At 70.7% G+C, this 20,111-nt stretch carries 19 protein-coding genes; 8 read left to right on the top strand and 11 right to left on the bottom strand.

Annotated elements, in window-relative coordinates:
• Positions 1 to 57: 57 nt before the first annotated feature.
• A complete protein-coding gene (locus tag QZ749_RS12375; protein ID WP_296947114.1) occupies positions 58 to 2,121 on the bottom strand; it encodes a M13 family metallopeptidase in 2,064 nt (687 codons plus the stop codon).
• 255 nt (positions 2,122 to 2,376) lie between these two features.
• Here QZ749_RS12375 and QZ749_RS12370 point away from each other — a divergent pair, with 255 nt between their 5' ends.
• Positions 2,377 to 2,661: a flagellar protein FliT gene (locus QZ749_RS12370; protein WP_296947111.1), complete on the top strand. Its 285-nt coding sequence runs from the start codon at positions 2,377 to 2,379 to the stop codon at positions 2,659 to 2,661.
• A 434-nt stretch (positions 2,662 to 3,095) separates the two neighbouring features.
• Here the strand turns inward: QZ749_RS12370 and QZ749_RS12365 are convergent, their stop codons facing one another.
• Positions 3,096 to 4,433 (bottom strand): hypothetical protein, encoded by a 1,338-nt coding sequence (locus QZ749_RS12365; protein ID WP_296947109.1) that lies wholly within the window; start codon positions 4,431 to 4,433, stop codon positions 3,096 to 3,098.
• A gap of 98 nt (positions 4,434 to 4,531) precedes the next feature.
• Between QZ749_RS12365 and fumC the strand changes: the two genes are divergently transcribed.
• From fumC to QZ749_RS12350, 3 genes are all read left to right on the top strand, one after another.
• On the top strand, positions 4,532 to 5,926 hold the full coding sequence (gene fumC / locus QZ749_RS12360) for a class II fumarate hydratase (RefSeq protein WP_296947108.1): 1,395 nt from the start codon (positions 4,532 to 4,534) through the stop codon (positions 5,924 to 5,926).
• A gap of 144 nt (positions 5,927 to 6,070) precedes the next feature.
• A complete protein-coding gene (locus QZ749_RS12355; protein ID WP_296947107.1) occupies positions 6,071 to 6,283 on the top strand; it encodes an RNA-binding S4 domain-containing protein in 213 nt (70 codons plus the stop codon).
• 134 nt (positions 6,284 to 6,417) lie between these two features.
• Entirely contained in the window at positions 6,418 to 6,705 is a 288-nt protein-coding gene (locus QZ749_RS12350) for a DUF883 domain-containing protein (RefSeq protein ID WP_296947106.1), read from the top strand.
• 111 nt (positions 6,706 to 6,816) lie between these two features.
• Here QZ749_RS12350 and QZ749_RS12345 read toward each other — a convergent pair whose 3' ends face one another.
• The 8 genes from QZ749_RS12345 to QZ749_RS12310 form a co-directional block, all read right to left on the bottom strand.
• Complete coding sequence (locus tag QZ749_RS12345) at positions 6,817 to 8,517, bottom strand: DUF692 family multinuclear iron-containing protein (RefSeq protein ID WP_296947103.1); 1,701 nt, start codon at positions 8,515 to 8,517, stop codon at positions 6,817 to 6,819.
• Between the two features lie 4 nt (positions 8,518 to 8,521).
• On the bottom strand, positions 8,522 to 8,815 hold the full coding sequence (locus tag QZ749_RS12340) for a DUF2282 domain-containing protein (protein ID WP_296947100.1): 294 nt from the start codon (positions 8,813 to 8,815) through the stop codon (positions 8,522 to 8,524).
• 302 nt (positions 8,816 to 9,117) lie between these two features.
• Positions 9,118 to 9,318: a YjfB family protein gene (locus QZ749_RS12335; protein ID WP_296947098.1), complete on the bottom strand. Its 201-nt coding sequence runs from the start codon at positions 9,316 to 9,318 to the stop codon at positions 9,118 to 9,120.
• Between the two features lie 65 nt (positions 9,319 to 9,383).
• Positions 9,384 to 9,911, bottom strand: a complete 528-nt coding sequence (mobB, locus tag QZ749_RS12330) for a molybdopterin-guanine dinucleotide biosynthesis protein B (protein WP_373896819.1) — start codon at positions 9,909 to 9,911, stop codon at positions 9,384 to 9,386.
• Between the two features lie 46 nt (positions 9,912 to 9,957).
• The gene (locus QZ749_RS12325) at positions 9,958 to 10,671 is read right to left on the bottom strand and encodes a general secretion pathway protein GspB (protein ID WP_296947095.1); all 714 of its coding nucleotides are present in this window, start codon (positions 10,669 to 10,671) and stop codon (positions 9,958 to 9,960) included.
• A gap of 10 nt (positions 10,672 to 10,681) precedes the next feature.
• A complete protein-coding gene (locus QZ749_RS12320) occupies positions 10,682 to 12,274 on the bottom strand; it encodes an ExeA family protein (protein ID WP_296947092.1) in 1,593 nt (530 codons plus the stop codon).
• A gap of 16 nt (positions 12,275 to 12,290) precedes the next feature.
• Positions 12,291 to 12,791 carry a hypothetical protein gene (locus tag QZ749_RS12315; RefSeq protein ID WP_296947089.1) on the bottom strand — a complete coding sequence of 167 codons (501 nt, stop codon included), beginning with the start codon at positions 12,789 to 12,791 and terminating at the stop codon, positions 12,291 to 12,293.
• Positions 12,773 to 12,958 carry a hypothetical protein gene (locus QZ749_RS12310; RefSeq protein ID WP_296947088.1) on the bottom strand — a complete coding sequence of 62 codons (186 nt, stop codon included), beginning with the start codon at positions 12,956 to 12,958 and terminating at the stop codon, positions 12,773 to 12,775. Before QZ749_RS12310 ends, QZ749_RS12315 begins: the two co-directional genes overlap by 19 nt.
• 337 nt (positions 12,959 to 13,295) lie before the next feature.
• On the opposite strand from QZ749_RS12310, the gene QZ749_RS12305 reads away from it, so the two are divergent.
• The 4 genes from QZ749_RS12305 (at position 13,296) to QZ749_RS12290 (ending at position 18,034) form a co-directional block, all read left to right on the top strand.
• A complete protein-coding gene (locus QZ749_RS12305; protein WP_296947086.1) occupies positions 13,296 to 14,642 on the top strand; it encodes a GIN domain-containing protein in 1,347 nt (448 codons plus the stop codon).
• A gap of 87 nt (positions 14,643 to 14,729) precedes the next feature.
• Positions 14,730 to 15,602 (top strand): trypsin-like serine protease, encoded by an 873-nt coding sequence (locus tag QZ749_RS12300; protein ID WP_296947083.1) that lies wholly within the window; start codon positions 14,730 to 14,732, stop codon positions 15,600 to 15,602.
• Between the two features lie 90 nt (positions 15,603 to 15,692).
• Positions 15,693 to 17,630 carry a CocE/NonD family hydrolase gene (locus QZ749_RS12295; protein WP_296947081.1) on the top strand — a complete coding sequence of 646 codons (1,938 nt, stop codon included), beginning with the start codon at positions 15,693 to 15,695 and terminating at the stop codon, positions 17,628 to 17,630.
• Complete coding sequence (locus tag QZ749_RS12290; protein ID WP_296947079.1) at positions 17,630 to 18,034, top strand: GFA family protein; 405 nt, start codon at positions 17,630 to 17,632, stop codon at positions 18,032 to 18,034. Before QZ749_RS12295 ends, QZ749_RS12290 begins: the two co-directional genes overlap by 1 nt.
• 24 nt (positions 18,035 to 18,058) lie before the next feature.
• Here the strand turns inward: QZ749_RS12290 and QZ749_RS12285 are convergent, their stop codons facing one another.
• Positions 18,059 to 19,696, bottom strand: coding sequence for a methyl-accepting chemotaxis protein (locus tag QZ749_RS12285; protein WP_296947076.1), 1,638 nt, complete (start codon positions 19,694 to 19,696; stop codon positions 18,059 to 18,061).
• Positions 19,697 to 20,111 lie beyond the last annotated feature (415 nt).

Genomic DNA, 20,111 nt, shown 5'->3' with positions numbered 1-20,111 from the left:
GTCGGACCCATTCTAGGCCCGGCGTCCGTGCCGCCGGCGCAGCTTACGACGGGGAAATCACCAGACGCGCACGCGCTCCTCCGGCGCCAGGTACAGCTTCTGGCCCGGCTGCACGTCGAAGGCCTGGTACCAGGCATCCAGGTTGCGCACGGTGGCGGCGCGGTACTGCGGCGGCGCGTGGCCGTCGGTCAGGATGCCGCGCCGCTCGGCCGCCTCGCGCGCCTTGTTGCGCCAGCTGTGGGCAAAGCCGGCGAAGAACTGGCGGTCGCCCTCTTCCCCGGCGCCGGCGTCGGCGGCCTTGTAGGCATCGTAGGCGGCGGCCAGGCCGGCCAGGTCGGCCAGGTTTTCCGACAGCGTCAGCTGGCCGTTGACGGCCAGGTCCGGGAACGGCTTGTAGCCGTTGAACTGCGCGACCAGCTTTTGCGACGCGGCCTGGAAGTGCGCCAGGTCTTCCCTGGTCCACCAGTCGCGCAGGCGGCCCTGGGCGTCGAACTGGGCGCCCTGGTCGTCGAAGCTGTGGCTGATCTCGTGGCCGATGATGGCGCCGATCGCGCCGTAGTTGGCGGCGTCCGGCGCCTTCGGGTCGTAGAACGGCGGCTGCAGGATCGCGGCCGGGAAGTTCAGCGCGTTCTGCAGCGGCAGGTTGACGGCGTTCACCAGTTGCGGCGGCATCGCCCAGGCGCCGCGGTCCGGCTTGCGGTGCAGCGCGGCGATCTGCTGGCCGTAGCGGAAGGCCTCGGCGCGCATGGCGTTGCCGAAGGCGTCGTCGGCGACCACCTTCAGGCCGCCATAGGATTTCCACTTGTCCGGGTAGCCGACGCCGACGTACAGGGTCTTGAGTTTTTGCCGGGCCTGGGCGCGCGTGGCCGGCGCCATCCAGTCCAGCTTGTCGATGCGCTTGCCGAAGGCGGCGACGATGTTCGCCACCATCTGCTGCAACTGCTTCTTGTTGTCGGCCGGGAAATACTTCGCCACGTACAGCTTGCCGACCGCCTCGTCCATCGCCGCATTGGTCGCGCCCAGCGCGCGCTTCCAGCGCACCGACTGCTGCGGCGTGCCGCTCAGCGCCTTGCCGTAGAACGCGAACGCCTGGTCGGCGAAGGCCTTCGGCAGCACGCCGGCCATCTGGTTGATGCGGTGGAAGGCCAGCCAGTCCTTCCAGACGGCCACGTCGATCTTGTCCACGAGCGCCGCCTCGCCCGTCACCGCCGCCGGATGCCAGACGATGAACTTGTTCTGGTCGGACAGGCGCGCCGCCTTGAAGAAAGCGTTCCAGTCCAGGCCCGGCGCCTTGCTGGCGAAATCCTTGCGCGTCCAGGCATTGTCGGCCTTGCGCACGTCGGCCGAATCGGCGCGGCTGGCGTGCGCGGTGGCGATGTCGACCTCGAGCGCGAACACCTTGGCGGCGCGCGCCTCGGCATCGGCCCGGCCCGCCAGCTTGAGCATGGCGGCGATGTGCTGCTGGTACTGGGTGCGCAGGCCGGCCATGCGCTCGCCGGCGTCGAGGTAGTAGGCGCGGTCGGGCATGCCCAGGCCGCCCTGCAGCAGGTAGGGACGGTTCTTGTCCGGCTCGTGCAGGCCCTGCGCGACCCACAGGCCGAACAGGTTCTCGGTGGCGAAGTCGGTATTGTTCAGCGGGTCGACGTCCGCCCGGATCGATGCGCCCAGCGCGCGCGCCAGGTCGGTGCGGGTCTGGATGGCGTCGATCTGCGCCAGCACCGGCGCGAGCGGCGCCGTGCCCCTGGCCTCGATGGCCGCCTCGTTCATGTAGGCGCCGAAGTAATCGCTCACTTTGCGCGCCTCGGCGCCGGCGCCCTTGTCGGCGGCGGTGTCCTCGATCAGCTTGACGATGCGCTGGTTGGTCTGTTCCGCCAGGTTCGCCATCGCGCCCCAGCTGCTGCGGTCGGCCGGGATCTCGGTCTGCGCCAGCCAGTCGCCGTTGGCCCAGGCGAAGAAATCGTCGCCCGGCCGCAGCGCGGCCTGCGCGTCGGGCTGCGCCGCGGCCCTGGCATCCGGCCGCGGCGCGGCCGGCGCGGCCGCGGAGGCGGGTGTGCCCGCGAGCGCGGCCCCGCACAGGGCCAGGACGATGGCGGTCTTGATGGGCGTCCAGCTGGTAGTCATGCATCTTCCTTCGGTCGTGATGGTAGCGGTCCATTGTAGTAATGCCGTACCGGGCTTGCCAAGCTTTACACCGGCCGCTCGTCAATTATTGCAAGTGCAATCCAATCGTGCGCCGGACCGGGGGAAACTTGACGAAAATGCATCGGCGAAAAAAAATCAAAAAATAATGAGAAAAACCCTAAAGTTCCCCACAACCCGACCGTTAAAGACTGACAACCGGCAATCCGGCCGGCGCTCGAGATACTGGAAACAGCCATGACGTCCAACGAAGTCCTCGCCATGTACGAAAACATCGCCGCACTGAGCGGCCGGATGGCGAATGCCGCCGTCGAGGGCGACATGGAAACCGTGGCCCGCCTGGAAACGCAGTGCGCGATCCACGCCGCCGCCGCCCGCAACGGCGTGCCGCCCCTGGAAGGCGCCCAGCGCAAGCGCAAGATCGACCTGCTCAAGCAGATCATGGCCAACGACCGCGCCGTGCGCGACGTCACCGAACCGTGGATGGGCCAGCTGGACCGCGCCCTGAGCCCTGCCCACTGATTTCACTGCACTGCCGGCCGCGCCGGCGCCATCAGCCCCTGCCGACCGGCACATGCCGGTGCCAGGGGCTTTTTGTTGGCTGTCGGACTGGCCGGATCGGGAAGCGTCCGGATGAAAAAAAACCCGCGCGGCGATGCCTGCGCGGGTTGGCGGGGTGGCGCGACGGCCATGCCGTCGCGCCCGAATCGGGGAGAGCGAGTGCCAGGTATCTCCTGGCATCGCCTCTTGCCGGTTGCATCCGGCGTCCTCCTGCACGCTGTCGGCAGGCGGACCGCTTCCGGGGACAGGCGCTTCCTCAGCGATCATCCGGTTCCCGCGCCACGCTATCGATGGTGGCTGCGCCGGATCCTGATCCGTTTCCGTGAACAAAAAGTTCACATGGGAATGAGCATAACGCAAAAACGTGGAATTGTATAGATAACTTTTCCATCGGCTTATTCCAGGGTCGGCTCGGCCTCGCGCTCGGGCACGGCACTCTGCGCCGGCGCCCGGTTGCGGGACGCGAAGCGCTCCTTCAGCCGGTCGAACGCGCTCGACGCCGCGGGGATATCGACGTTGCCGACCTTGCGCCGCCGCGCGCGCCATGCCGCCGCGCCGCCGCCGAGCGCCAGCAGTGCGCCGGCGCCGCCGATCCAGCCCCAGGGCAGGCCGGCGTCCGGCTCGGGCGGTTTTTCCTTCGGCTTGCGCGGCACCAGCGGCTTGATCGAGGAGATCGGCTTCGGGGCCGCGGGCGCGGCTTGCGGCTTGTCCTCGGGTTTGTCCTCGGGTTTGTCCTCGGACTTGGGCGGCGCGGCATCGGGCTTGGCGTCCGCCGTTTGCGCCGCCTCGGGGTCCGGCCTGCCTGCGGCCTGGTCGTGCGCGGATGGCGCGGCCGGGCCGGCGTGCGCCCCGTCGTTGTGCGTCGCATCCTTGTGCGCGGCATCCTTGTGCGCCTCGCCCTTGTGCTCCCCGCTACCGGCCGCGGTTTCCTTCGGCGCCGCCTCGCCGTGCGCGGCCGGCGCGCCCAGCTTCGCCTGCAAGCCCTTCACCCGCTCTTCCAGCGTGCCGATGCGCGCGCGCAGCTCGGCGTTCTTCTCGCCCAGCGCCGTGCAGGCCTTCGCCTCCTCGGCCGACTTCACGCAGGCGGCGGGAGGCGACACGGCGTGCGCCAGCGCGGGCAGCAGCTTCGGGGCCGGACGGGGCAGCTTCGGCGCCGGCGCCACGGCCACGGCGGCCGGCGCGCGTGCCGGCACCGGTGCCGGCGGCTTCGCCGCGGGGACCGGCACGGGCAGCGGCGGCGCAGCCGCAGCCGCGACCGGCGCCGGCGCGGGGGCCGGGACCGGGACCGGGGCTGGCGGCACCACCGGCGGCGCCGGATTCGGATCGGGCGTCAGCCACAGCGTGGCCAGGCGCACCACGCGCTGGCCCTTGTCGACCAGTTCCAGGTACAAGTGCAGGTGGTCCGCGTTCACCGGCAGCAGCGTGGCGACGTGCACGTGCTGGCGGCCGTCGCGCTTGACCACCGACAGGTTCATCATCGACAGCACTTTCGGCATCGCGATGCCGGCGCCGTTGTAGACCTCGGGACTGGCCAGGCGCACCTGCACCGGCGTGGACGGGTCGTCGACCATCGTCAGTTCGATGTCCGCGACGAGCAGCTGGCCGATGTGGGACGCCACCCTGGCGTCGCCCAGTTCGGCGCCGCAAGCGGGGGCGTGGACGGACGCCAGGCAGGCGCCGGCGGCGGCGAGGCTGGTCAGGAGGCGGGCGAATCGGCGGGTGCGGCGGGCCATGGAGGTCGTAAAGTGGAGGCTTCTGCGTCATTAACGGCGCTTGCGGTACACTCTTTAGCGCCCATCCCTTCCCTCATCACAGGAAACAGGAAACGTTCATGGAAAACAGGATCGAAAAAGACAGCTTCGGCCCGATCGAGGTGCCGTCCGGACAGTTGTGGGGCGCGCAGACGCAGCGCTCGCTGCACCACTTCCACATCTCGAGCGAGAAGATGGCGCCGGAACTGGTGGCCGCGCTGGCCCAGGTCAAGCGCGCCGCCGCCGCCGTCAACCGCTCGCTGCACAAGCTGCCGCAGGACAAGGCCGACGCGATCGTCAAGGCCGCCGACGAGGTGCTGGAAGGCCGCCATCCGGGCGAGTTCCCCCTGTCGGTCTGGCAGACCGGCTCCGGCACCCAGAGCAACATGAACATGAACGAGGTGCTGGCCAACCGCGCGTCCGAACTGCTGGGCGGCGAGCGCGGCGAGGCGCGCCTGCTGCACCCGAACGACCACGTCAACATGGGGCAGTCGTCGAACGACATGTTCCCGACCGCGATGCACGTGGCCGCCGCCACCGCCCTCGCCAAGGACGTGCTGCCGGCGCTGGCGCGGCTGCGCGGCACGCTGGAGATCAAGTCGCGCGAGTTCGCCGACATCGTCAAGATCGGCCGCACCCACCTGCAGGACGCCACGCCGCTGACGCTGGGCCAGGAATTCTCCGGCTACGTCGCCCAGCTGGAATTCGCCGAGCAGGCGCTCAAGTCCTCCCTGCCCGGCCTGCTGCTGCTGGCCGCCGGCGGCACCGCCGTGGGCACCGGCCTGAACGCGCATCCGGAGTTCGCCAACCGCATCGCCGCCGAGATTTCCTCGCGCACCGGCCTGCAGTTCAAGTCGGCGCCGAACAAGTTCATGGCGCTGGCCGGCCACGACGCCATGGTGCAGGCGCACGGCGCCTTCAAGACGCTGGCCACCGCGCTGATGAAGATCGCCAACGACGTGCGCTGGATGGCGTCCGGCCCGCGCTCCGGCCTGGGCGAGATCACCATCCCCGAGAACGAGCCGGGCAGCTCGATCATGCCGGGCAAGGTCAATCCGACCCAGTGCGAGGCGCTGACGATGCTGTGCTGCCAGGTGTTCGGCAACGACGTCGCCATCACCGTGGGCGGCTCGCAGGGCAATTTCGAGCTGAACGTGTTCAAGCCGATGATCGCCCACAATTTCCTGCAGAGCGCGCGCCTGCTGGCCGACGGCATGCGTTCGTTCGAGGAACATTGCGCGCGCGGCATCGCGCCGAACCGCAAGCGCATCGGCGAGCTGATGGAGCAGTCGCTGATGCTGGTGACCGCGCTGGCCCCGCATATCGGGTATGATCGCGCCGCGCAAATCGCCAAGACGGCCCAGCACGAAGGCCTGACGCTACGCCAGTCGGCGCTGCAGTCGGGCTTCGTGAACGAGCAGCAGTTCGACCAGTGGATCGTGCCGATCGAGATGACGCGCCCCGAACAGGACTGACGCGCACGACATCGGCGCCGCGCAGGCGGGAACCCGGATCCGGTGCGTCGCCAGCGCCGGACCGGCTTCCCGCCTGCGCGTTTTCCGGCGCCAACCCAACACGGACCCAACAGTACGACGTCCATCACGAACCAGGGATACAATATGCAAAAGACAACATTTGAACTGACATCCGAGTTCATCGAGCTCAACCAGCTGCTCAAGCTGGTGGGCGTGGTGGACAGCGGCGGCGCCGGCAAGCACGTGGTCGCCAGCGGCGCGGTGTCGGTCGACGGCAAGAAGGAACTGCGCAAGACCGCCAAGATCCGCGCCGGCCAGGTCGTCACGCTGGGCGACGTTCGCATCGACGTGCGCTAGTCGCATGCGATGCGCCCCGCGGGTGCGCCGGATTAGCCGTACCCGGCGGTAAGTTTGGCGTTTGCGCGCTGACAAACTTGGGCAGTCCTCCTTCTCTATATTGAAGACGTAACATTCGGCCAAAGGTGAGGAAGATGGAAACCCATGACCCAAGCTCCCTGACGCAGCAGCGACTGATCGGCGACCTGCGTCTCGTCATCGAAAACGCGGAAGAACTGCTCAAGAACACGGATCACTACACGGGCGTCGTGTACCAGGCTGCCCGCGCCAAGCTGGCGACCGCCCTGAACGCGGCCAACGAGGAACTGGCCCGCTTCGAGGAAGAGCAACTGAACCGCATGATGGAAGCCACGCGCGCCGCGAACGAGTTGCACCACGACGATTCCGGCGAAGCCCGCATCCTGCGCGCCTTCTATCACTGACCGTCCCGGCGCCGCCTGCGCGCGGCGCCGCTGCCGCAGGCGTGCCCGCGCCTGCGGCGTCCTCGCCGCCCTGCTTTCCACGCCCTCCCACGCCCTCCCCGTCACGGGCAATCAGCGTTCCGCCCGCGCCGGCGCGATGCCGGTCATGACGTCGCGCGCCAGCCAGTTGGCCAGGCAGGCCGCGACGTCGACCTCCTCGTCCAGCGCGAACGCCGCGTCGAGCGCCATCCCGAACGTCCCGCCGGCGGCCAGGCAGGCCAGCGCCGCGTGTTCGGCCGCGCCGATCGCCGCCACCTCCACCGTCCAGTGGCGCCGCAGCACCAGCGCGCGTGTGGCGCCGAGCGGCGTATCCGGCGGCGCCGGGCCGTCCGGCTGCTGCGCGCGCCACAGGTCGACGGTCGCCCACGGCGACGCGTGCAGACGCAGCGTCGGGTGCAGCAGCGCGCGGCACGCCTCGAATGCCTGCGGGTCCAGCGCGGCCAGGGCGGCGGCGGCGCCGCTGGTGCCGGCGGCCGGACCGTCCGGCGCGTAGTGCGCCTCGTGCACCAGCCATTCGAGACGGGCGACGTCGGGCAGGTAGGGATAGTCGGCGGCCGGGGCGAAGCCGTCGAGGAAGTCCGGCAGCATGGCGCCGAAGCGGTTCAGGTCCGGGTCGCGCGACGGATGCGCGCGGCCGTACCGCCGTGCCAGCACCGCGAAGCCGTCGTCGCCGACCAGCCGGCGCAGCGCCGGATAGGCGGACGACAGCGCGCGCTCCCAGTTGGCCGCCAGGTTGCCGCGGTAGATGCCCAGGTGCGCCGGATCGCCCTTCAGGCCGGGCGCCAGCGCGGCGTCGCACCCGGCGTCGAACAGCGCGGCGCCGAAGGCTTGCTGCAGCGCGGCCGGGGTCATGGAGGCCGGCGCCGGCGGCGCGGACGGCATGCAGGACGCCATGCAGGACGCCATGGAGGACGACCGGGCCGCCGGCGCCGGCAGGCAAGCGACGGCGGCGCCCGCCTCCTGCGCGATCCGCCGCGCCGTCGCCGCCTCCTGCAGCAGCACGTCCAGCGCCGGCAGGTCGGTATCCCACTCGACCAGGGCCGGCACGTCGCCGAAGCGCGCCAGCGCCGCGCGGTACAGGTCCCAGACCGGGGCCGCCACGCGGTCGCCGTGGTGGTCGACCAGCAGCGCGCCCGTGTCCAGGTGGCCGCCCAGGTGGATCTCGCCGACGCTGCCGGGCGCCAGTGCGGCCAGCACGTCGAGGGCGCGCAGGGCATCCTCGCCGTGGTTGCGCTGGTTCACGTACAGGTTGTTGACGTCGAGCAGTACGCCGCAGCCGGTACGGCGCACGAGCTCGGCCAGGAATTGCGCCTCGCTCATGGCGTCGCCGCGAAAGCGCAGGCAGGTGGAGACGTTCTCGACAAGGATGCGCCGGCGCAGCACGTCCTGCACGCGCGCCACGCGGGCGGCGACGAGGTCGAGCGCGGCCTCGTCGAGCTGCAGCGGCAGCAGGTCGTTGAGCTGGCGGTCGCCCAGCGCGCCCCAGCTCAGGTGTTCGGACACCAGCGCCGGCGCGACGGCGCGCACCAGTCCGGCCACGCGCGCCAGGTGGGCCTCGGAAAATCCGGCGGCCGATCCCAGGCCCAGGCCAACGCCGTGCAGGCTGACGGGATAGTCGCGCCGCAGCGTTTCCAGCACGTGCCGGTCGCGGCCGGAGCGGGCCAGGTAGTTCTCGGTATGGACCTCGATCCAGCCGACCGCCGGCCGCCGTTCCAGGAAGGCGCGGTAGTGCGGCACGCGCAGGCCGATGCCCACGCCGCGCGGCGCGGCCACGGGCTCAGCGTTCCTGCTTGTCCTGCTTGTCCTGCTTGTCCGCCGGCGGCGCCAGCTTGCCGCCCAGCTTGGTGCAAGTGCCCGTGGCGACGAACTTCCACTCCTGGACATCGTTGTCGACGGCCGCCTGGCCGGCGCAGCCGTGGGTGGCGGTGCCGCAATCGTTCTGGCCGGCCTTGGCCACGCCGTAGCATTTTTCCTGGTCGGCGCCGGCGGCGCCCATCTGGCCATTGGCCGAGGCATTGACGGCGCACGCGCTCGCGAGTGCGGCGGCGACCATGGCTTGACGTTTATTCATTGCTTGGAACTCCATGAAAAGCGGCGCGCGGATGGTGCGCGCCCCGGCGATTCTAGCGAATGCGGCGCCGGCGTGGCAGGAAAAAAGCGGGGTAAAAGGAAAGCGTACGCCGGCGGGGATGGCCTTTGTGCGTGGCGCCGGCCGGCAAGGCCGTACGCCACGATATGGTTGGGGCAAGAGCGGGCAGCGATGTATGCGGCCTATCCGTGCGCGCCGGGTACGTCCGGTGATAACGCACGGCGCGCTGTTGCGTTGACACGGACTTGGCCCGGTCGTGAACCAGGCCGCGGCCGGGCGGCGATTCAGGCGGTGGTATTGACGTGCTTGCCCAGGTGCGCCGGCAGGTTCTGCGCCGGCGCGGCGGCCTGGGCGGCATCCAGCAGCTGGGTGGCGGCCGCGGCCTGGATGTCCTGCGACTTCTTGAGCATGGTCATTCCGACTTCCTGGCGCAGGCCGGTATCGGCGATGCTGGTGGCGAGTTTGGCGATGCCGAGGGCGTCCATGTGATCTCCTGTAGGGTCGGCCCGGTGCGGGCTATCCCAGGTTTACGACATTGCCGCAAAGAACTTTAGGGCACCAGGCCGAGTTCCTTGCTTAACCAGCCGAGCACGCCGTCCACGTCGCCCAGGTCGAGCCAGGCGAGGTGCGGCGCCAGGCCCGCCGGCGCCGGCACGTCCGAGGCGACGGCGACGACGTGCGGGTCGTCCGGCCAGATCGGCGGCTTGCCGACGCCGGGCCGGAACACTTCGAGCTTGGGCAGCGGCTCCCACTTGTAGCCTTCCACGAGCGTCAGGTCGGCCGGCGCCAGCCGGCGCAGGTGCTCGGCCAGCGACGGCTCGGCGGCCCCGCGCAGCTCGCGCACGATGGCGACGCGATAGGGCGAGGCGATCATCACCTCGGCCGCGCCGGCGCTGCGCATGCGCGCGCTGTCCTTGTGCGGCGGTTCGAGCTGGACGTCGTGGTGGCTGTGCTTGACCACGTTCACGCGCAGGCCGGCCGCGGCCAGCCGCGCGACCAGCTGTTCCAGCAGCGTGGTCTTGCCGCTGCCGGACCAGCCGACGATGCCCAGCACCCGGCCGCCCGCGGCCTCCTGCAGGCCGGCGCGGGTCGAGACGGCGGCGACCCGCTTGCCGTCGACGGTATCAGTAGGCGACACGGTAGCGCGTTCCCCGGTAGTTCATGACGGCTGCGTGCGGCAGCAGCTTTTCCAGCACCAGGCCCGGCGCGACTTCCTCGCCCTCGTGGCGCAGCGTCTTGTCGACCAGCAGCAGGCGGTCGGCCGGATTGGCCGAATACATGTAGCCGCCGAAGGCCAGGCGCGGCACCTCGCTGCGCAGCGGCTCGGGCAGCTGCTGCAGCAACGGCAGGCTGTCCTCGGGCGCCGGCGCGCGCGGCTGCGGCGCAGCGACGGGGCCGGACGCGGGTGCGGGCACGGGTGCGGGCACGGACGCGGGCGCGGATGCGGGCGCAGGCGCGGCGGCCACGCGCGCAGGCGGGGACGGCGGCGTACCGGCCGGGTGCGCGGCGGGAGCGGCGGGGATGGCGGCCGGATGCGGCGGTGGCGGCGGCGCGCTCACCTCCAGCGTGCGGGCGGCGGACGGCGCCGGCACCGCGGCCGGCACCGCGCGTGCCGCCGATGCCGTTGCCGATGCCGGCGCAGGCGCCTGGCGCCACAGCAGCAGCGCGCCGGCCACGACCACCAGCGCGCCGGCGCCCAGTCCCAGCAGCAACGGCTTGTGTCCGCCGGCGGCCGGCGCGCGCGCGGCCTGGGCCGGCTGCGGCGCGTGGATGGTCGGGGTGTCGCCGAGCTGGCGTTCGGCCTGGGCCTTCTTGAGGGCTTCGAGGATATAGGACATGGTGTGGTCTTTACTTGGCCGCCGCCAGCAGGCGCGGTTCGTCGACGCCGCCCAGCTGGTTCAGGCGCATCCAGGTGCGCGGTCCGGCCACGCCGTCCGCCTTCAGGTTCTGCTGTTCCTGGAACGCGCGCAGCAGGCGCCGGGTGGGCGCGTCGAACGGCTGGCCGGCGCGTGGGGCGTCGCGCTTGTCGAGCGCGGCCAGGCGCGCGGCGATCCAGTCGACGTCGGCCCCGCTGTCGCCCGGATGGACTTCGTCGCGGAAGGCGCGCGGCGCCCGCCACAGGGTGGTGAAGCCGCCGTCGAAGCGGGTGGCCAGCGCGCCCAGGCTGACCTTCTGGCGCTGGCCGTTGATCGACAGCGTGGCGCCCTGCTCGTCCATGCCGGCCAGCACGGCATAGCCGACGCGCTGGCCATCGTGCAGGGCGACGATGGCGGGGCGGTCCAGCTGGCGCAGCTCGTACAGGCCGCCGCGCCCCTGGTAGCAGCGCAGTTCCTGGCGCGGGGCGCCGGCGCACGGGTCGCCGGCCGGCAGCTTGCGGCCCCACAGTGCGCCCAGTTCGCGCAGCGCCTCTTCCTCGGTCGCCAGCGCCAGCGGCTTGGCCGGGGCGGCGGCGGCCACCGCCCCGGCCGCGGCCGGCGCGTGCACGGCCGCGGCCGGCGCGGGTTCGGCGCGGCGCGGCACCGCCTGCCAGGCGGCGGCGCTGAGCGCGGCCCCGGCCAGCACGCCGCCCGCCACCAGCGGCCAGCGCGGCGGCTTGCGCGGCGCCCGGGCCTCGCCGGCGAACACTTCCTGCGCGGCGCGGCGCAGGATCTTCGGCGTCACCTCGCGGCTGTTCTCGACGTAGGCGCCGAGCAGCGCGCGGTCGCACAGCAGGTTGACGCGGCGCGGCACGCCGCCGGTGAGGCGGTGGACCAGGGGCGCCAGCCCCGCCGGGATCGGCGTGCCGGCCTGCACGCCCGCCACCGCCAGCCGGTGCGCGACGTAGGCGCCGGTCTCGGCCACCGACAGCGGCCCCAGGTGGTAGCGCGCGATCACGCGCTGGGCCAGCTGCTCCAGTTCCGGCTGCGCCAGCATCGCGCGCAGCTCGGGCTGGCCGATCAGGATGATCTGCAGCAGCTTGCGCTCGCTGGTTTCCAGGTTGGTCAGCAGGCGCAGCTGTTCCAGCACCTGGGGCGAGAGGTTCTGCGCCTCGTCGATGACGAGCACGTTGTTGTCGCCGCGCGCATGGCTGGCGAGCAGGTGGGCGTTGATGGCGTCGATATACTCCTTCACGCCCTTCACGCCCGGGGTGCCGGCGGCGGCCGGCGGCAAGGCGATGCGGAACTCGTCGCAGATCGTCAGCAGCAGTTCCTCGACCGTCAGGCGCGGATTGAAGATGTAGGCCAGCCGGCAATTCTCCGGGACCTGCTCGATGAAGCAGCGGCACACGGTGGTCTTGCCGGCGCCGATCTCGCCGGTGAGCAGCACGAAGCCGCCGCCGCTGCCGATCCCGTACAGCAGGTGCGCCAACGCCTCCCGATGGCGCTCGCTCATGAACAGGTAGCGCGGATCGGGCGCGATGGAAAACGGCGCCTGTTTCAGGTGGAAGTAATTCGTGTACATAAGTCCTGCCGCGCCATTACTGGCGCGGCGGCAACGATTTGAACTTCGCGCAGTATATTTTGCTTTTGGTATTGTAGTAAGCGATCTTGCTGCCGCCGTTCGCTATCCGCAAAGGATAGGGCGATGCGTCGGCGGCGAGATGGCGGATGCCGGCCGCCTTGCGCACGGCCTGTTCGAGCTCGTCCGGCGGCACCTCGGCCACCGCCGCCACGAACACCAGCTCGCTGGTATCGTCGCTGACCATGACCTCGCTGACCGGCACGCCCCACAGCGAGGCGTCGTTGGTACGGAACCAGAAGGCGCCGCCGTCGTGCTTGTAGGCGGGACCGAAGAACCGCGTCATCCACGCATAAAAGTAGGCGTTCTCCACGTGGTCGCGGCACAGCAGCGCGTTGCCGACCACGTCGCCGAAGGTGGACGGCGGCTTGTCCTGGGCCTGGGCGTGCGCGGGCGCGGCGCCGGCGGCGCCGAGGATGGCCGCCAGCGCGGCCAGGCGCGTCAGGCCTTGGACAACCATGCACGGTTGGCGGCGATCTTGGCCTTGACCGAAGCCGGCAAGGCGTCATAGCAGCCAGGATGTTGCTTGAGCGAATGCTCGCGCACTTCCTTTTCCAGCCCGTTGACGATGAATACATAGACGGAGGCACCTTCCGCATTCTTGCGCGTGCCCATGTAGCGAATCACGTTCTTCCCCCTTGATCGAGCGGCCAATTATGACACCGGCCCGGCATTACGGCCAATGGACGAGGCCAGCCGTGCGCGGCGCGCGCGTGGCGGCGCCATCGCGTTGCGTTCCAGATACATATCCCGGGGCCACGCACGGCTCAGCCGTCTTTTACGACCGTTGGCCCCGCCATTTCGCGCGTCCGTCGGATTACGCCGGCGGCAACGCGCCCACTGCCGTAGTCTTGCATCATCGGCAGTCCCTGCCGGAACATGAGGGTGCCTCGACAAGCCGCCGCGACCACCGGCGCGCCGCGCAGCGGGCTTGTCGATACACCTTTCGTCCAGGACAAGAACAATGAAGAACGCCATCCAGCACACCGCCATCGCCGCCGCCATCGCCTGCGGCCTCGTCGCCGTCCAGGTCGGCAACGCCGCGGCGCCGCAAGCGCCGTCCGCCCACGCCATCACCGAGCGCCGCCCGATCGGCGCCTTCAGCGCCATCGAGCTGTCCGGCCCCTACGACGTGGTGATCCGCGCCCAGTCTCCCACCGGCCTGGCCGTCACCGGCGAGCGCAAGGACATCGACGAGGTCGAGACCGTCGTGCGCGGCGACACGCTCGTGGTGCGTCCGCGCAGCCGCAGCGGCTTCGTCTTCGGCTTTCACTTCGGCAAGCGGCGCGAGACCGTCGCCATCGACATCGGCGCGGCCGGCCTGAAGCGCCTCAGGATGAGCGGCAGCGGCGACGTCGACCTGCGCCAGGCGGATGCGGACGACTTTTCGATCGTCAACGCCGGCCCCGGCGACCTGCGCGCCGACGGCAGCGCGCGCCGCCTCACGCTGCGCAGCAGCGGCAGCGGCGGCGTCGACCTGCAGTCCTTCCGCGCCGGCGACGTCGACCTGGTGCAGAGCGGGCCGGGCGACGTCGCGCTGGCCGAGGTCACGGGCACGCTGGCGATCCAGCTCAGCGGCTCGGGCGACCTGGAAGCGCGCGGCGTGCGCGCCACGCGCATCGACGCCCGCATCAGCGGCCCCGGCGGCGTCCAGCTGTCCGGCAGCGGCGGCGCGCTGCGCCTGGAAGCGTCCGGCTCGGGCGATTTCGACGGCTGCGGCCTGCAGGTCGAGGAAGCGCGCAGCGTCCAGAACGGGCCGGGCAATGCCTGCATCGCCGGCCGCCTGCGCGCCTTCGACGCCGAAGTCAACGGCTCCGGCGACCTGGAAGTGCGCGGCCTGCAGGCCGAGTCGGCGCGCCTGCGCCTGACCGGCCCGGGCAACGCGAAACTGGGTGGGGCGGTCGGCAGCCTGGAGGCGCGCACCACCGGCTCCGGCGACATCGCGGCCGACGACCTGAACGTGCGCAAGGCCGTGCTGCGCGGCAGCGGCCCGGGCGCCATCGCGCTGGCGCGCGTCTCGGAATCGCTGGACGCGGAACTGCACGGCAGCGGCGGCCTGAACGCCACGCTGGCGGCGCGCAGCCTGGTGCTGCGCATGGACGGCCCGGGCGACGTGCGCCTGGACGGCCGCGTCGAGCGCGTGGACGCGCGCCTGTCCGGCTCCGGCAGCCTGCTGGCGCGCGCGCTCGACGCCGGCACGGCCGACATCCACGTCACCGGCCCCGGCTCGGCCGCCGTGCACGTGGGCACCGCGGGCAATGCCGGCCTGATGCTGGTGGACCGCAAGGGCAGCCGGCGGTCGTCGGAATGACCCCGCTGCCGCGATGGCGGGCCCGCCGCCAGCCGTACGCCGGCGCCGCCCGGCCTGTCCAGCAACGATCATGAGGAAACGCATCACATGAAGCCATTGTTCCGTATCGCCTTGCCACTGTTGTTGCTCGCGGCGAGCGCCCACGCGATCGTGATACGCCACGATCGCCCCGACGCGCGCTACCGCGTCGATGCGCACGCCGTTCCGGCGCTGGCCGACCTGCCCGGCGAAGGCCACGGCACCCTGATCGCGCCACGCTGGGTGGTCACCGCTGCGCATGCGGTCGACATGATGCGGCAGATGCCGGAAGAACGTTTCGTGGTCCTGAACGGAAAGCGGCGCGCGGTCAGCCGCATCGTCGTCTATCCCGACTACCCCGCCGCGCAGGACGCCTGGCGCAAGATGTTCGGCCAGGTCAAGACCGCCGATCCCGACGACTTCGTGCGCCAGTACCTGGCCGCGATGGCCGCCATGCACGACATTGCCCTCCTGGAGCTCGCCGAGCCGGCCAGCGACGTGGCGCCCATGCCCATCGATCGCGCGTATGCCAGCGACGGCATGCTGGGCACGGTGTACGGCGCCGGCGCGACCGGCACCGACCTCGCCGGCGCCGCGGACAGCGCGCCCCATCGTACCCAGCTGCGGCGCGCGCAGAATCGCCTGGTCCAGACCGATGGCCCCTGGCTGCGCTACGTGTTCGATTGCGGCGCCGGCGCCCCGGACCTCGGTGGCGCCACCGCCGGCGGCGACAGCGGCGGCCCGGTCACCATCGACGTGGGCGGGCGCACCTACCTGGCCGGCATCACGCACGGCCTGGACGGCACCGCCGGCGAAGTCAGGCAGGTCGTCCAGCAACTGCAGGACGACACGTTCCGCATGGGGGTGTGCGGACAACGCTTCGCTGCCGCGCGCGTCGGATTTTATGCGGAATGGATCGACCGGACCATGGCCGGCCGGTGAGGCTGCGGTCGCCCTTGTTCTTGTGCTAAGGTAACGCGGCGCCGGACGACGGCGCCGCCGCCAACGCCAATGCCAACGCCAAGAATGCCCATGCGCCTGTCCACGACCGCCCTGCTCGCCCTGTCCGCCCTGTCCTTCCCGGGCCTTGCCCACGCCCAGACCGCCCCGCAATACCCCGCCCTGCCCTCCGAGACCCCGGCCGAATTCCAGGCGCCGACGGCCGGCTTCAACTACGTCAAGCGCAGCGTGATGATCCCGATGCGCGACGGCACGCGCCTGAACACGGTGATCATCGTGCCCAAGGGCGCGCGCCAGGCGCCGATCCTGCTGACGCGCACGCCCTACGACGCCGCCAGCCTGACCGGCCACGCCGAAAGCTCGGACCTGGAAACCATCCTCACCGGCTACGACAACGCGGCCGACGTCGTGGTCGACGGCGGCTATATCCGCGTGGTGCAGGACGTGCGCGGCAAGTACGGTTCGGAAGGCGACTACGTGATGAACCGCCCGCTGTCCGGCCCGCTGAACCCGACCCCGGTCGACCACGCGACCGACACCTGGGACACCATCGACTGGCTGGTCAAGAACGTCCCCGAGACCAATGGCCGCGTCGGCATCATCGGCATTTCCTACGACGGCTTCCTGCCGCTGATGGCGCTGGTGAATCCGCACCCGGCGCTGAAGGCGGCCGTGCCGATGAACCCGATGGTCGACGGCTGGATGGGCGACGACTGGTTCCACCACGGCGCCTTCCGCCAGATCAACCTGTCCTACATCCTCGAGCAGGTGGTCACGCGCGGCAATTCCGCCAAGTGGTACGTGTCGCACTACGACGACTACGACATGTACCTGGGCGCCGGCTCGGCCGGCGCGCTGGCGCGCCAGCGCGGCCTGGAACAGAGCGGCTTCTGGAACAAGGTCGTCGCGCACCCGGCCTACGACGCGTTCTGGCGCGACCAGGCGATGGACAGGATCCTGGCCAGGCGCCCCGTCGCCGTGCCCACGCTGCTGGTGCACAGCCTGTGGGACGCCGAGGACATCTACGGCCCCATCGCCGTGTGGAAGGCGGTGAAGCCGAACGACACGGACGGCAAGGTGTTCCTGTCGATCGGCCCGTGGTCGCACGGCGGCGCCATCGAGGACGGCAGCCGCCTGGGCGCGCTGCGCTTCGGCGCCGACACGTCGCTGCACTGGCGCCAGGAAGTCCTGAAGCCCTTCCTCGACCGCTACCTGAAGGGCAACGACGCGACGCCGGCGATCCCGACGGTGACCGCGTTCGAGACCGGCACCAACAAGTGGCGCAGCCTGGCGTCCTGGCCCGCGGCAAGCGACGGCCGCGCGATCCGTCCCGTGGCGCTGCGCCTGGCGGCCGGCGCCAGGGCGGTGCTGGACGGCGCGCCCGACGCGAAGACCTACGAGGAATACGTGTCCGACCCGGCCAAGCCGGTGCCGTTCCGCCAGCGCCCGATCCCGCCTTACGGCTACGACGAGGCCAAGGGCCAGTCGTGGCCGCGCTGGCTGGTGGACGACCAGCGCGACGCCTCCGGCCGCACCGACGTCGCCACCTTCGTCTCCGACGTGCTCACGGCCCCGGTGCAGGTCGCCGGCGAACCGGTCGCTAACCTGGTCGCCTCGACCAGCGGCACCGACGCCGACTGGGTGGTGAAGCTGATCGACGTGTATCCGGACCAGGTGGGCAGCCAGCCGCAGATGGGCGGCTACCAACTGATGGTGTCGGGCGACATCTTCCGCGGCCGCTACCGCGAGGGCTACGAGGTTGCCCGGCCGCTGGCGCCGAACAAGGCGCTGGCCTACCGCTTCGGCCTGCCGACCGCCAACCACGTGTTCCTGCCGGGCCACCGCATCATGGTGCAGGTGCAGTCGAGCTGGTTCCCGCTGTACGACCGCAACCCGCAGACCTTCGTCCCCAACATCTTCTTCGCCCGGCCGGGCGACTACAGGAAGGCCACGCAGCGCATCTACCACAGCAGCTACGTCGAGTTGCCGCTGGTGCAGGCGGCGCGCTGATGGCGGCGCGCCTGCGCCACGGCAGCTGCCACTGCGGCGCGGTGCGCTTCGAGGCCACCGTCGACCTGGCCCTGGGCACGATCCGCTGCAACTGCACGCTGTGCGCCAAGCAGCGCAACTGGAGCGCGATCGTGGCGCGCGCGGATTTTCGACTGGTGGCCGGCGCGCAGGCGCTGTCGACCTACCGCTGCGCTACGCGCACCGAGGCGCACCTGTTCTGCGCCACCTGCGGGATCCGCACGTTCGGGACGGGGACCTCGCCGCGCTGGGGCGAGTACGTGGCGGTCAGCGTCGCGTGCCTGGACGACGCGACGGACGCGGAACTGGCGGGCGTGCCGGTGGCCTGTCTCGATGGCCGCAACGACGCCTGGGAGGCGGCGCCGCGCGAGGTGCGGCACCTGTGAAGCGCGCAGGCCGGCGCGCCTGCCTCAGTTGCGGGCCAGGCGCGCCGCCGGATACGCGCCGCGCGCGTGCGCGCGGCCGACGGCCGCGGGCGGATGGCCCGCCACGCCGGCCGCGCCGTCGAGCTTGAAGTGCCCGACCAGCTTGGTCAGGCCGGACGCCTGTTCCAGCAATTCCTGCGCCGCGGCCGAGGCTTCCTCGACGAGCGCGGTGTTCTGCTGGGTCATGCCGTCCATGTCGCCGATCGCATTGCTGACTTCGCCCAGGCCCTGGCTCTGTTCGGCGCTGGCGACGCTGATCTCCTCCATGATCGCCGTCACGCGCCGGACGCTGTCGACCAGGGTATGCATCGTCGTCCCGGCCTTGTTCACCAGTTCCGTGCCCATGCCGACCTTGCCGACCGAATCCTCGATCAGCAGCTTGATTTCCTTGGCGGCGGCGGCGGACCGCTGCGCCAGGTTGCGCACCTCGCTGGCGACGACCGCGAAACCGCGGCCCTGCTCGCCGGCACGCGCCGCCTCCACCGCGGCGTTCAGGGCCAGGATATTGGTCTGGAACGCGATGCCGTCGATGACCGCGATGATGTCCACGATCTTCTTCGACGACGCGTTGATCTCCGCCATCGTCTGCGTCACGTCGGTCATGACCGCCCCGCCCTGCTCCGACACGGACGATGCCGATTGCGCCAGCGCATTGGCCTGCTGGGCGTTGCCGGCGTTTTGCTGCACCGTCGTCGTCAGTTCTTCCATCGCCGAGGCGATGCGTTCCAGCGACGACGCCTGGGTGGCGGTACGGGACGACAGGTCGCTGCTGCCGCTCGCGATATCGGCCGACGCATGGGCGATCGCGTCGGTGCCGTGACGGACCTGGCCGACGATGGCGGCGAGGCTGTCGCGCATCGTCTTCACCGAGAACAGCAGGCTGGTACGGTCGTCCTCGCGCACGGCCACGGTCGCGGCCAGGTCGCCCTGGGCGATGCGGTTCGCGATCTCGGCGGTGTACACGGGTTCGCCGCCCAGCTGGCGCAGCAGCAGGCGCCTGATGGCCCCGGCCACGAGCACGCTGAGCACGAGCGCGGCGACGGCCAGCGCGATGGTCCAGCGGCGGGCGCCCGCCTCGGCCTGCTGCGACTGCATTTCCGCCAGCGCCGCCTGCCGTTCCGCCGCGGCCACGACCAGCGCGATGTCGGCCACGATCTGGTGGCGCAGCGGGCTGCACTCTTCGACGAGGAACTTGCCGAACGCTTCCATCTCGCCGGCGTCGCGGTGCTTGCGCGGCCGCTCGAGGGCCGTGGCCATGGCCAGCAGGCCGCTCCTGACCTTCTCGAACTGGGGATCGCCGGCGAACGCCGGGGTCATTTTCTGCAGCGCCGCCAGGTAGATCGCCTTCTGCTGGTCGACGATGTCCAGTTCCTGGCGCGCACGCGCCTCGTCGGTGAAGATGTAGGCGTTGCGCGCCGCCAGCCCCGTCTGCGCGAGCGCCTCGCGCGCCACGTACAGGGGCTTCAGGCGCAGCTCGTTGGCGTCGTGCTGCTCGCGGAAGGCTTCCCGGATCGAGGACAGGCCGAGGATGGACACCGTCGCCATCAACAGCATCAGTCCGGTCACGATGCCAAAACCCAGTGTCAGCTGGGTACCGATTTTCAGATTCTTCAACATGTTCATGCGTGCCTCCTGCGCGGCAATGGTTATTCTTCGATGGTGCGTGGGTGCCGTTCCCCGCATGGGAACGGCGGGCTGTCGCGGGGCTGGAGCGAGGCCGTACTGGACCAGCCATGCACGTCCGTCGTCCGTCGCGCGGTCGCTGGCGGCGGTGACGTGGCGTCCATCGGTTTCTTGAGATGGCTGGCAGGCGCTCGACGATCCGGCGATGTCCTCGCCTCGTCAATACGTACGTCAAGTGTAAGCAATTCCTGCATTACAGGACATCAGTAAATTGACGAATTCAACAATCGTTGCATCAAAGTAACAGATCGTTAGCATCCTGGCATGACGCGGTCCGCAGCGCCCTGGCGGTCGCCACCACGGCCGGATGATGGTCCTATTTTTTCGAAGTAAACATTCGAAATACTTCGCTTTT

This window comes from uncultured Massilia sp., from assembly GCF_913773735.1.
Classification (GTDB): domain Bacteria; phylum Pseudomonadota; class Gammaproteobacteria; order Burkholderiales; family Burkholderiaceae_D; genus Telluria.
The sequence above is the reverse complement of the archived record's forward strand: the minus strand, read 5'-3'. Positions and strand labels throughout refer to the sequence as shown.